Raw genomic sequence first — 12,427 nt, 5'->3', positions numbered from 1 at the left:
CGAATCCCTTGGGTTTTGCGGTTAGGTTGCGTGCGCGGCCGCCTCATTGACGTCGGCGGCCATCAGGGCTTCCAGCGGTACATCAGCACCTTGCCGCGCGCGTCTTCCTCGACGAACACCAGGTACTCGCCATCGGTGCGTTTTGCGGCGCTGATTCCGTTCGGCACGTCGACCCAGCCCGACGCGCGCCCTACTTCGGGGCCCGGCCGGATCACGCCGAGTTCCTTGCCGCTGTCCTTGTCCCACACGTGCACCGCGCCGACCGGCTCGACGCCGAACACGTATTGCCCCTCGACGGTGAGGCCGATGATCGTCGCGATGGGCTTGCTCTGGGTCTGCCACGGCAAGAGAATCGTGTAGCGCTGCACCGGCTTGCCGCTCGACCATTTGTCATAGCGCACCAGCACGCGCCCCACTTCTTTCCAGAAGCCCTGCGCGGTCGGCATGTCGGCCGTGTAGCCGCTCACGTACATCGTGTCGGTCTCGGGTTCGTAGATGGCGCGATGCAGCTCGGTGAACGGTGGCGGCACCGGGTACTGGGTCAGGCTCGAATACGAGTAGACCGGGTTGCCCTTCGCATCGAGTCCGCCGAAACGAAACCGGTAGATGCCCTTCGCATCGCGTGTGCGCCAGATGTCGCCTTCCGTATCGACCCACCAGCCCCAGCCGCCCGCGAGCTTCGTGCCGCTCGTGTTCAGCGTAAATTCGTCGCGATCGAAGCGGCCGTCGCCATTCGTATCGCGCCAGATCCAGTCACCGCCCGGCGGCGCATTGGGCACCTTCGCGACCGCGCGCTCGCGGCCTGCGATAAGGCCGGAAGGAATCGCGGTCTCGCCGTCGTGCTGCGGATCGAAGCGATAGATCTTCAGATGGTCCGCATACATGTCGGTCAGATAGAGGAACGTGCGCCCCTTGAGCCGCCGCGCGATCGGCAGGCCCGGATACTGGTCGGTGTGAAACACCGGATCGTCGGGGTATCTGAAGCGATTCGACAGAAATCCCGCATATTTCCAGTCCTGTCCCGGCGGCTTCGACAGATCGAGTTCGAAACGCTTGTTGCCGCTATAAACGCTGTCGGGCCTGGCCGGATCGATCCACGCGCCGTCGACGAACAGCAGCCCCTCGACCCCCCAGTTGCGCTTGCCGTTCGGCGCATAGCTTTCGAGCGTCGCGCCGAGACCCGCGCCGATCGGCTCGTAACGCGGACCGATGCCGTTGGTCGACACATAGACATTGCCGCGCGCATCGACACCGACGCCGGTCAACCCATTGAAGCGCAACGGCCCCGGCTTGCCCGCGACGCCGCTGAAAATGCCGCCGCGCTCGCCGAGCGTGCCCGACTCCGCGTAACGGCCGTCATGCTTCGTGAAGAACAGCACCTGCTGGCGCGGACCGTTGTCGGCGATCAGGATGCGGCCTTGTGCATCGACGGCGACGTCGACCGCGACCGTATCGGCCGGCAGCGTGAAGTTCTCGTCGAGGCGCTGGCCCGTCGCCGTGTAATGCTCGATGCCCGGCGCGCGTTCGCTGCGTGCGCCGCTCAGCACCCACAATGTGCCGTCGGGCGCGAGCGCGATACGTCCCGGCTCGTGCACGCTCCACGTCGCCTTCTGCTGCATCGACTCGGCATCGTAGACTTCGATGCGATTGCGCGCGGTATTGGCCGCGAACAGCGTCGTGTCGTTCGCGGCGAGCCCGCCGATCGCCGCGTCCGTGCCGGTCGGCACTTCGTTCATCATCAGAAAACCGGCCGCGAGCTGCGCCTGCGGATCCGCGCTTTTCGCGGCGGGCTGAAACGGCGCGACGCGTTTCGGATCGCTGATCAGGCGCCGCGATATGCCGAACCATTGCTGGCCCTTCTCGGGCCACACGCCCGGCTCGACCAGATGCCCCTTCTCATTGCCGACTGCGATCGCGACAAACGCGTACTTGTGATTGACCGCGACCGCATTGCCCCCGGCGTTGCCCCAGCCGTGCGTGCCGCCCGCGAAGCCGAGCATCTTGCCGTCCTGGTAGACGCTCGCTTCGGCGCCGCTTTCATCCCACGGCGCGTTCGTATATACCTTGCCATCGGGCGTGACCGCGATCGCGGTGATATTGATCTGTGTCCACGTACCATCGCCAAAGCCGAAGCTGTTGCCGATCCATGACGTCTTCGCGTTCAACGCGGTTTCGGCGCAAACCGGCCTCACGGCCGATGCCGCGATCAGTGCGGCACCGCACGCGGTTAGCGCGAACCAGGTTCTGAACGTGAAACGGGGCAAGGCGGATCCTCCAGTCGATGTCCGGTCAACGCGATGCGCGTGGACCTGCGCCCGCGCGGGGTGAAATTCGGTGATGTGGCAAAGCGAATCGAAGCGCAACTGATTGAAGTGCAGCGCCTGAAACCACCCGAGCGAGCAAGTGGACGTGCGGCCACGATGCGCGGCCCGGCTGGACAGCCTTCCACACGGCTACGTTACGCGGAAAAAATGCAACGACGAAAATCAAAAATAATTCAAAAATATTCGTCGACTTAAACGTCAATAAAGAAACGTTTTTGAAAATCGATAAAAACGCGATCCAGGCCGGCGTCCGCTTCTGGTGCATCCGTTCCGCCTTCTTTACCGATGCGATATCACGCAATCCGCATTTATTACGGCGCACCCGATTCCCCCAGCATAAGCATATAAATCCCGCGTGAATGGCTAAAGAAATACCCTGTTTCAATCTGATTCATTTAGCCAATTGATACTGGTTTTTTCGCGAATTTCTTTTCCCTAGAATCGATTGCACCTCCGTTGCGACGCGAAGCGCGCGCCTGTTCGTCAGTCATCGCTTGCGAACCGCGCGGCCCTTCGCCCGGCCCATCCGCTTTACACCATGGACGGTTCATGACAGCCAGCGCATTGCCCCTCGCGCCCTCCCATTCCCGCATCGTGCAACTCGATGGCCTGCGCGCGATCGCCGTGCTCGCCGTGTTCGCGCAACACGCGCTGAAAGCGCCGCTGTGGATGGGCGTCGATCTGTTTTTCGTACTGAGCGGATTTCTGATCAGCGGCATCCTGCTCGATCGCAAGTCGCGTCAGCAGTCGTATTTCCGCTATTTCTATGCACGCCGCGCGCGCCGGATTCTGCCGCCGTACCTGCTGTTGATGGTCGTGTCGTCGGTGCTGTTCGGCCTCGCGTGGGCGCAGCACTGGTACTGGTACGCGTTTTTCGCGACCAATATCGGCGATGCGCTCAATCAAAGCGGTCACGACAGCCTCAATGTGCTGTGGTCGCTCGCGGTCGAAGAGCAGTTCTATATCTTCTGGCCGTTCGTGATCCTGCTCGTGCCGGAGCGTCTGCTTGGGCTAGTAGCGGCGGCGCTGATCGTGCTGGTGCCGCTGCTGCGCGCGCTCGCGACGCCGTGGTTCGATTCGTTCTGGCCGATCTATTACCTGACGCCGTTCCGCATGGATCTGCTCGCGGCTGGCGCGTTGCTCGCGGTTGCCGTGCGGCGCGATCGCAATGCGCTCGAACCGTTCAAGGGACTCGCGGTGCTCGGCGCGCTGGCCGCGCTCGCGGTGCTGGCGTGGCTGCATCTGCACTTCCCGCGTTTTCGCGCGGCGAATACGCCGCTGTCGAATGCGGGACTTTATAGCGTGTCGTTGGTGCTGTGTACGTCGATCGTCGTGCTCGCGCTGCAAAGCAAGGGCATCGTGAAGCGCTTCCTGTGCAATCGCGTGCTCGTTTATATCGGCACCATCAGCTACACGATCTATCTGATCCACCTGAGCGTGCTGTACATGGTGTGGCCGCTGCATCTGAATCGCTATCTGAGCGCCGCGATCGCGCTCACGATCACGCTGGTGTACGCGAGCATCACGTGGTTCGCCTTCGAAAAGCGCCTGATTTTCGGCGCGCGCGGTGCGAGAACGACAGCCAGCGCCGGTGCGCACGTTGCGCGGCCAGCGCCGCAAAGCCGCGCATGAGCCGGCGGGCTGCTACTGCTGCCTGCGTGCTCGGCGTCGTGTCGGCGCTGACGCTGCTCGCGCCGGCAACGAGCGCGGCCACGGCTGAAACGCGAATGTCATCGCCCACGCAAGTGCTGATCGACGCCTACGGCGATTCGACCACGCTCGGCATCACCTGCGGCGACGGCCACTGCGCTCCTCAGACAGGCAACGCCGTGACGTATCTCCAGTTGGCTTTGCAGGCGCACGACGGCGAGCGCGTGCGCGTCACGAACTACGGTGTCGGCGGCACGATGGCCACGCAGTTGCGCGACGGCACCGGCAATCGGCGCGCGGGCCCGACGGCGGGCCTGCCGTGGCGCGAACGCCTCGCGGCGTCGCCCGCGCGGATCGTGCTGATCAACTACGGCATCAACGAAGTGATGCAGAACCAGACGCCCGAGCAGTTCTACACGGCCGAAACGACGCTCGTAGAAACCGCGCGCGCGCTTGGCAAGGAGCCGGTTTTGCAGACCTCGAACCCGATGCCCGACAACCGGCTCAATGCGAGGCTCGCCGCGATGGTCGCGATGACGCGGCGCGTCGCCGCCGAGCAGCAGGTGCCGCTCGTCGATCAGTACGCCTATGTGAGCAGCCTGCCGGACTGGAAGACGCTGATGTCGGACGGCGCGCATCCAAAGCCGGATCTGTACCGGCTGAAGGCCGAACAGGATTATCGGGTCGTCGAACCGCTGGTGCGGCGGCTGCTGGACAACCCGCATTGAGCGAATTTTTTAGACGCGTTCTGCTTTTTCCATTAACAAACTAGAAGGCAAGCTATGAGCCAACCACGCAAAGCGATCATCACCGGCGTATCCGGACAGGACGGCGCCTATCTGACCCGGCTGCTGCTCGACAAGGGCTATCACGTGACCGGCACCTATCGGCGCACCAGTTCGGTCAACTTCTGGCGCATGCGTGAGCTTGGTGTGCTCGATCATCCGAATCTGCGTCTGGTCGAACACGACCTGACCGACCTCGGCTCGACGCTGCGCCTGCTCGACGGCACCCAGGCCGACGAGTTGTACAACCTCGCCGCGCAGAGCTTCGTCGGCGTGTCGTTCGATCAGCCCGCGACCACCGCCGAAGTGACCGGCATCGGCGCGCTCAATCTGCTCGAAGGGCTGCGTATCCTGAGCCCGAAGACGCGCTTTTACCAGGCGTCGACCTCCGAGATGTTCGGCCTCGTGCAAGCGGTGCCGCAACGCGAGAGCACGCCGTTCTATCCGCGCAGCCCGTATGGCGTCGCCAAGCTGTTCGCGCACTGGTCGACGATCAACTATCGCGAGTCGTACAACCTGTTCGCGAGCAGCGGCATTCTGTTCAATCACGAATCACCGCTACGTGGCCGCGAATTCGTCACGCGCAAGATTACCGACACGGTCGCGAAGATCAAGCTCGGCAAGCAGGACGTGCTCGAACTCGGCAACCTGAGCGCGCAGCGCGACTGGGGCTTTGCGCTGGAATATGTCGAAGGCATGTGGCGCATGTTGCAGGCCGACGCGCCCGACACCTTCGTGCTCGCGACCGGCCGCACCGAAACCGTTCGCGATTTCGTGCGCATGGCGTTCACGGCGGCGGGCTTCCAGCTCGAATGGTCGGGCAAGGATGAGCGCGAGACCGGTATCGACGTCGCGACCGGCAAGACGCTCGTGCGCGTGAATCCGAAGTTCTATCGGCCGGCCGAAGTGGACCTGCTGATCGGCTGCTCGGACAAGGCGCGCGATACGCTCGGCTGGCAGCCGCAGACCTCGCTCGAACAGCTGTGCCAGATGATGGTGCAGGCGGACATCGCGCGCAACGATCATCACGAAACGTTCTGACGCGGCATCCGTGTGCGGCGGCGTTCGCCGCGCACGGCCCCGCCGAAGCATCGCCGGCGATCAGACCGCCAGTTTTCTGAACGTTTCGAGCACCGCGTCGCCTTTGAACGGCTTGACGATCCAGCCCTTCACGCCGGCTGCCTTGCCGCGCTCTTTCATCGCCGGGCTGCTTTCGGTCGTCAGCATGATCACGTTGACGGTCTTGTTCGCGAGTTCGCCGCGGATTTTTTCGACCATTGTCAGGCCGTCCATGTTCGGCATATTCACGTCGCTGACGATCAGGCGGATACCGGAATCCGTCTTCAGTTTGGCAAGGCCGTCCTTGCCATCGATGGCCGTTGCGACATCGAGACCGTTTCTCGCCAGGAAACCCGCGACTTCGTCGCGTACCGTGCTCGAATCGTCCACCACGAGAATCTTTGCCATACTCATTCCCCTGCGTCACTGACGCGTTCTATCAAAACATTTCCAGTTCACCGGACTCGACGAGATCGTCGAGATCCACCGTGTTTTCAGAAAAATCTTCAGGCGACCAGCTCAGGTTGAAAACGAAGCGCTGGTCGATCGACACCGACTGCCCGCTCGCCTCGTCGTTCAATCGATATTGAAACCGCAACTGCGGATTGTCCGAGCCGAACGAGATGTAGCGATGCTTGTGATTGACCAGCAGAGGCACCTGCACCTGGTTCGCTTCGCGAGCGTTCTGCTGAACGAGGAACCGGTCCTTGAACGCCCCCCAGATCAGATTGGTCAATTCGCCGAGCACGTTGTTGAGGTCGCGAAAGCCTGCTCGCGCCGCATCCATGCCGATCTGGCGTGCCGCGCGATCGCGTTCGATCATGCCGAGCAGCGGCTCCTCTTCGGCCTGCATCAACATATAACCGCGGCACCATGTGCCTTCGAGCGGAATCAGGCTGAATACCTCGCCGAAGATGATGCGATCCCGCACGACACTGGGCGTGTCCCGTTGCACCGTGACGCCGTCGAACAACGTGGCTAGCCGCGCTTGCGTGATCTCCGCGATACCGCGCACGAGCGCGTTCGGGAAGTCGAGGCTGAAGATGTATCGCTCGACGGCCGCGCGCAATGCCGTCATGTCCGCGGCACCGAAATTCGCGCACGCCGCGTTCGTCAACGTGCGCGGGAGCGAATCGGCCGGCGCGTTGCCGCTCGAGCGCAGGATCACCGGCAATTCGGGGCGCAAGGTGTTGATCCGCGCCGCGACCGTTGCGGCCTGCTCGACCGAGCCACCGTAGTCGTCCGCCAGCAGAACGCCGCCGAGATCGATATTGCTGGCCAGTACCGAGGCGAGGCGGCTGCTCTCGCGCACCTTCAGTGCAATCAGGTTGTGCTCGTCGAAAAAGAGCTTCAGCAATTGCGCGTGTGCTGGACAGTCGTCGAGCACGAGCAGCTTGCTAACGGGCTTGCTGGTATTCATGTATTTCAGTCTGCAAATGCAGTGTTGCTAGAAGAGTTCGAGTTCGCCTTCAGCCTCGTCTGCCGTGGCGAGATCAGCTTTGAAATCGAGCGGTGCCTGAGCGCACAGACATAAGGTGACGCCCAGGCGGACCGCCCCGCCGATCATCAGCTCGTACGCCCATACATGATCAGGCCGCAATTCGTCCAGATACTCGACACAGGTGCTATTCAACTCATACGGCGTCGACATGCCGAGATCGGGGAAATAATTCACCAGTTGCTGATTCATGTAGCCGCAGCACAGATTGCCGAGCTCCATCAGCGTTTCCGACAGCGAACGGGTCGTGTTGCCGCTCGCGTAGTACGCGTGCGTCGCATCGTCCTTGCTGAAGTGCAGCACGAACAGCAGACGGAAACCGATCGACGAGATCGTCAGTGCCACCGCGCAAGGTCCGGCCGGATGATCGTGATCCCATCTCGGCACCGCGGTGATATCGCATGGGTCGCCCTGCGTGGCGGGCAGTCGTGCGCGAGCCGCGTGACAGAAAATGTCCGCGATGCTTTGCTTCGCCTGATCGGTAATCACGCTGCGACCTGTTCGAGCCGGGATTGCAATTGCGTGGCCAGCACTTCGACGCCGCCGAGCGACGCGGTGATCATCTTGCCGCCGGCCTGAATATCCTGGAACGTAGCAGCCGTCGTCAGATCATTGCGATGCAGACTCTCTTGATAGCTCTTCGACAACTCCTGCGAGCGCGATGCCAGTGAGCGCACTTCGCCCGCGACGATCGAAAAGCCACGGCCCGCCGTGCCGGCGCGCGCCGCTTCGATCGACGCATTCAGCGAAACGATCAGGACGTGCTGCACAATCGACGACAGTTCCTGATTCTTCTTATGCATGTCGCGGTTCTGCGACATCAGCGAAATCATCTGCTCGTGCCAGCGCTCGAACGTGATGGTCAGCGTCTTCAGACGGGCCGCTTCCTGCGCGATCCGCGCGGCATGCTGCAACCATTCGTCGTTTCGCGCGGTCGTGGCATCGAGCGACGCCTGCAACGCGTCGCGATCTTGCGCGCACTGCCCGGCCTGCGCGCGTAGATCGGCGAGCATCGCTTCGAGGGTGGCGCGCTCGCTGTTTGCCTGCGCGAGAAGCCCGTTCGCTTCGTGCAGCTGCTTGTCGAGGGCCTGCCGCGCGAGCGCGCCGGCACGCTGCGCTTCTTCGCCAACGCGAACCTTCCGCCGATAATAAATTCCTGCGGTCAGTGCGGCGACGATGCCACCGACCCCTGCCGCCAGAAGATAACTTTCAAGCACGACCTGCTCCCATCGCTTTCATCAACTCACCGGGCCATTAGCCCGCGACCGCATCCGCGTCACGCTCCCGCGCTTCATTGGCCGACGCGTCCAGACTGTCCACAGCCCAATCCTCGGGGAACGACACGACGGTCTGAAAGCCGCGATAGTCGGCGCCGCGACGCTCGTCGGTGAAACGCAGTTCGATGCGGCCATGCTCGCGCCGCACGAAGTCCCGCACGGCGTCCATGCCCACTCCGCGGCCTGAAATTTCGCTGACGGTCTGCGCCGTCGAGAAGCCGGAACGGAAGATCAACTCGGCAATCGCTTCGTCGCTCAGCTCGGCATGGGCGTCGATCCAGCCGCGTTCGATCGCGGCAGCACGGATTTTCGCGAGCGCGAGACCGCGGCCGTCGTCGCTGAGGGTGATCTGCAGCGCGTGATTGTCGACGCCCACTTCCAGCTCGATGACGCCGGCTGCGGGCTTGCCCTTCGCGAGACGCTCGGCGGCAGGCTCGATGCCGTGGTCGACCGAATTGCGCAGCAGATGCGTGAACACGTGGCGCAATGTGCCGCTGACCTCGCTGCGCACGCGGTAGCCGTTGTTGTCGATGCTGACCACCGGCGCTTGCTTGCCGAGTTCGGCCGCCAGCGACGGCAGCGATTCGAGCACGCCCGCGAGCGCTTCGTAGATCGATTCGGTGCCGAGCAAACGCAACTCACGCTGCAACGAGTCGCGCATCGACACCAGTGCTTGCGGGTCGGCCGGATCGGCGCTGTCGAGCAGGTCCAGCTGCTTCTGGATCAACTCGCGATCGACCATCAGGTAGCCATCCACCGCGCCGCGCCGGCCCGGACCCTTGCGGCCAAGGCTCACTTCGTTGATCGTCGCGTAGGTCTCGAGCGCCGCCTTCACACGGTGCAGATCCTCGATCAGAAGCTGCTGGTCCCACGCTTCGCTGCTGTTCGCGCGGCGCAATGCCTCGTAGCGCTGTTCGGTTTCGTGCACGATGCCGGTCAGATGCTGCAGGCTGTACGTGCGCGCATTGCCCTTGACGGTGTGCATGTTGCGGAACAGCTCGGCGACGGCTTCGTGACTCGGCTCGTGATGCTGACGGATGATCCGCTCGTTCTCGCTGATAAAGCCGGTTGCGCTTTCGACGAAGTGATGGAACTTCTCCTGGCTCACCGCGAGGATCTCGCCGATCATTTCCAGACGGCGTTTCTGTTCGCCGGCCTCGGCGGCCAGCGCGCGAAGTTCGGTCACGTCACGCACGCACAGCATCAGGCGCAGCACGACGTCGTTTTCGTCGGTGATGGCCGACCAGCTCAGATCGAGCGTCTTCACGCGGCCATCGGCCATCGGCTTTGCAATCTCGTTGACGAGCAGGTGCTGATTGAACTCGAAGTTCATGCCGTCTTCGCCGATGCATGCCTGTAATGCCGCTTCGATCTGCGCGAGCGTATCGCTGCTGAGATCGGTGCCGCCAAACACGAGATCGAGCAACGGACGGCCCGCGATATCCCGCGTCTCGAAGATCGCCTCGAGATACGCCGAGTACTCCGGATGCACGACCACGCCTTCGACCACCGTCAGAATCCCCTGCTGCATGTTTTGCAGCATCGCCTGGATATCGGCGGTCTTCTGCTTCAGTTGCAGCGAGCTTTGCTGGATCTTCTCGATCATGCCGTTGAACGCGACGATCGAATGGCCGATCTCGTCCATGCGGCCGACCGGCACGCGGCGCGTGAAGTCCTGGCTCGTCGCGATCTCGCTCATCTCCACTTGCATACGGCTCAGCGGACGCGTGATCTGGCGATACAGCAGCGCGCTGATCAACACGAGCACGACGATGGCCGCGCCGGTGGCGGCGCCGATCGCCGTCGTCGTGGTGGCGAGCGCGCTGTTCAGCGTGTCGATCGCGGCGTCCTTCTGACGGTTCTTCTCGATGCGCAGCGTCTCGACGATGCCTTCGAGTTCATCACGGTATTGCGCGACGTTCGCGAACAGATAGGCTTGCGCCAGTTCGTTCTTGCCGTCGGCCTTCATCTTCGCGGTGTCGTTGACCGCGTTGAAATAGTTCGCGAGGCTCTCGCGTGCCTGGCTCACGAGTCCGGTTTGCGCCTGACCTTGCGCGGCCTTCGCCTGCACGTCGAGCGCCGCCTGTAGTGCGGTTTCCTTGCTCTTCAGAAGATCCTGGGCCTGCGAGACCATGTTCGCGTCAGGCGCATAGACGAGCGTCATCATCGCGAGCTGGACGTCCTTGACCTGCGACACGAGGTCGGCCGACGCGAGCGCGCTCGGCACGACGCCCTGGGTAACCTGCCTGACGTTGACGGCGCTGCTGCGGGTCTGAAGCACAGCGTATCCCCCAATGGCGGATAGCGCGACCAGCATCAGAATGACGAGAAGCGTAATGCGGTGACGGATGGTCATCTGAGAATCCCCGGGAACTGGAACTACAAGGTCTCCCGCATTCAGCGGGACGCCCGTGTGTATTTGTGCTTTCGGGCGCGGGGATTATCGTCGCGGATGTGTGACGCGAACGTGACGAAATGGACGCAAAACGCCACGTTCCAAGGATTTACAAAATAACGCCGGAATATCGCGCCTAAGGGCTGATCCGGTCTCAAGTTCGAAGTGAAAGTGCCGTTATTAATGGCGCATTTTTTTCGCGGGCCTGCGGCGACATCAACGCGAGGCCCGCGACGCTTCAATGCAGCGCGTCCCCCGCAATCGCCTCGGCATAGACTGCGGCGACCCGCTTCGCGATCACCGCATTATCGAAGTGCTCGCGCGCATAGCGGCGGCACGCATCCGCATCGGGCAGCTTCAGCGTGCCGTTCAGCGCGCCGGTTAGACCCGCGGCGATCGCCTGCGCGCCGGTCTGCGGCAACACCAGATCCGGCGACAATCCGGCTACCGCCTCCGGCAACCCGCCGACCGGCGTCACCAGCACCGGCGTGCCCGATGCCAGCGATTCGACCGTGATCAGCCCGAAGCCTTCCAGCGCGACGGTCGGCACGACGCTGATATTGGCCGCGCGATACAGTGCCGCCAGATGCTGATCGGGCACGAAACCGAGCAGCCTCACGTTGTGCCCGAGCCCCGCGTCGTCGATACGCGCCTGTAGCTCGCCTTCGAGCCGGCCCTTGCCCGCGATCAGCAGCAGCACGTCGGGCGCGCTGCGTTTCATCAGCTTCACCGCGTCGATCAGGTCTTCGAGGCCCATGCGCCGCACGAGGCGCCGCACTGCGAGCACGATCGGCCGATCCTGCGGCAATTGCAACCGCAAACGCGCCTCGGCCTGCGTGAGCGGCAGATTGAACTGCTCGACGTCGACGCAGCCCGGCACCACGCGCACGCGTTCCGGCGAGATGCCGTAACGCGTCGTGAGGATCTTGCCGAACGCGTCGGACAGCACGATCAGCCGCGACGAGCGCGCGTACACCGACTGCTCCAGATATCGCTTCGCGCGCTGGCCGAGCGAATCGGCGCCTTCGACGTGGCTCTCGTCGGCCCACGGCCCCTGAAAATGCGAGACCTGCGGAATGCCGCGCGTCACGTCGAGACCCGGAAACGTATAGAGCGCGAAGTGCGACGAAATCACGTCGGGCCGCGACGTGCGAATTTCATGACGCAACGCGCGGCGTGCCGCCATCAGCCGCAACGGCAGCGATTGGGCGGCGGGGCCGAAGCCGTTGATCGCGCCGTTGGTATCGGCCGCGACTTTTGGCGAGCCGGCGACGACGCCGCGCACCGCGACGCCCGCGCCCGGCAGCGCGCCCACCAGCGAGTAGTACATGCGGTCGAGGCCGCCCGCGCGTTCGGGAAACCAGTGCATCCCGATCTGCAGTGATTTGATTGAGCCAGTCGTCATGAAGGTGTGCCCCTGTGCGTTGCTTGCGGATTGT

At 63.1% G+C, this 12,427-nt stretch carries 11 protein-coding genes; 4 read left to right on the top strand and 7 right to left on the bottom strand.

What is annotated here, in order from left to right:
* Positions 1 to 62: 62 nt before the first annotated feature.
* On the bottom strand, positions 63 to 2,264 hold the full coding sequence (locus tag L0U81_RS07665) for a hypothetical protein (protein WP_233801383.1): 2,202 nt from the start codon (positions 2,262 to 2,264) through the stop codon (positions 63 to 65).
* Between the two features lie 39 nt (positions 2,265 to 2,303).
* Between L0U81_RS07665 and L0U81_RS07660 the strand changes: the two genes are divergently transcribed.
* The 4 genes from L0U81_RS07660 to gmd all read left to right on the top strand — a co-directional run bounded on the left by L0U81_RS07660 (position 2,304) and on the right by gmd (position 5,800).
* Positions 2,304 to 2,519 carry a hypothetical protein gene (locus L0U81_RS07660; RefSeq protein ID WP_233801381.1) on the top strand — a complete coding sequence of 72 codons (216 nt, stop codon included), beginning with the start codon at positions 2,304 to 2,306 and terminating at the stop codon, positions 2,517 to 2,519.
* A gap of 354 nt (positions 2,520 to 2,873) precedes the next feature.
* Entirely contained in the window at positions 2,874 to 3,956 is a 1,083-nt protein-coding gene (locus L0U81_RS07655; protein ID WP_233801379.1) for an acyltransferase family protein, read from the top strand.
* The gene (locus tag L0U81_RS07650; protein WP_233801377.1) at positions 3,953 to 4,702 is read left to right on the top strand and encodes an SGNH/GDSL hydrolase family protein; all 750 of its coding nucleotides are present in this window, start codon (positions 3,953 to 3,955) and stop codon (positions 4,700 to 4,702) included. Before L0U81_RS07655 ends, L0U81_RS07650 begins: the two co-directional genes overlap by 4 nt.
* A 54-nt stretch (positions 4,703 to 4,756) precedes the next feature.
* Entirely contained in the window at positions 4,757 to 5,800 is a 1,044-nt protein-coding gene (gene gmd, locus L0U81_RS07645; RefSeq protein ID WP_233801375.1) for a GDP-mannose 4,6-dehydratase, read from the top strand.
* A gap of 60 nt (positions 5,801 to 5,860) precedes the next feature.
* Here gmd and L0U81_RS07640 read toward each other — a convergent pair whose 3' ends face one another.
* The 6 genes from L0U81_RS07640 to L0U81_RS07615 all read right to left on the bottom strand — a co-directional run bounded on the left by L0U81_RS07640 (position 5,861) and on the right by L0U81_RS07615 (position 12,393).
* A complete protein-coding gene (locus tag L0U81_RS07640) occupies positions 5,861 to 6,226 on the bottom strand; it encodes a response regulator (protein WP_233801373.1) in 366 nt (121 codons plus the stop codon).
* Positions 6,227 to 6,257: 31 nt separating this feature from the next.
* Positions 6,258 to 7,238: a chemotaxis protein CheX gene (locus L0U81_RS07635; RefSeq protein ID WP_233801371.1), complete on the bottom strand. Its 981-nt coding sequence runs from the start codon at positions 7,236 to 7,238 to the stop codon at positions 6,258 to 6,260.
* Positions 7,239 to 7,265: 27 nt separating this feature from the next.
* Positions 7,266 to 7,805 carry a hypothetical protein gene (locus L0U81_RS07630; protein ID WP_233801369.1) on the bottom strand — a complete coding sequence of 180 codons (540 nt, stop codon included), beginning with the start codon at positions 7,803 to 7,805 and terminating at the stop codon, positions 7,266 to 7,268.
* Positions 7,802 to 8,533 carry a methyl-accepting chemotaxis protein gene (locus L0U81_RS07625; protein WP_233801367.1) on the bottom strand — a complete coding sequence of 244 codons (732 nt, stop codon included), beginning with the start codon at positions 8,531 to 8,533 and terminating at the stop codon, positions 7,802 to 7,804. Before L0U81_RS07625 ends, L0U81_RS07630 begins: the two co-directional genes overlap by 4 nt.
* Positions 8,534 to 8,570: 37 nt before the next feature.
* Positions 8,571 to 10,949, bottom strand: coding sequence for an ATP-binding protein (locus L0U81_RS07620; RefSeq protein WP_233801364.1), 2,379 nt, complete (start codon positions 10,947 to 10,949; stop codon positions 8,571 to 8,573).
* 277 nt (positions 10,950 to 11,226) lie between these two features.
* Positions 11,227 to 12,393 (bottom strand): glycosyltransferase family 4 protein, encoded by a 1,167-nt coding sequence (locus tag L0U81_RS07615; RefSeq protein ID WP_233801362.1) that lies wholly within the window; start codon positions 12,391 to 12,393, stop codon positions 11,227 to 11,229.
* Positions 12,394 to 12,427: the final 34 nt, after the last annotated feature.

Source organism: Paraburkholderia sp. HP33-1 (assembly GCF_021390595.1).
Taxonomy (GTDB): domain Bacteria; phylum Pseudomonadota; class Gammaproteobacteria; order Burkholderiales; family Burkholderiaceae; genus Paraburkholderia.
This window is presented reverse-complemented; position numbering and strand designations above follow the sequence as displayed.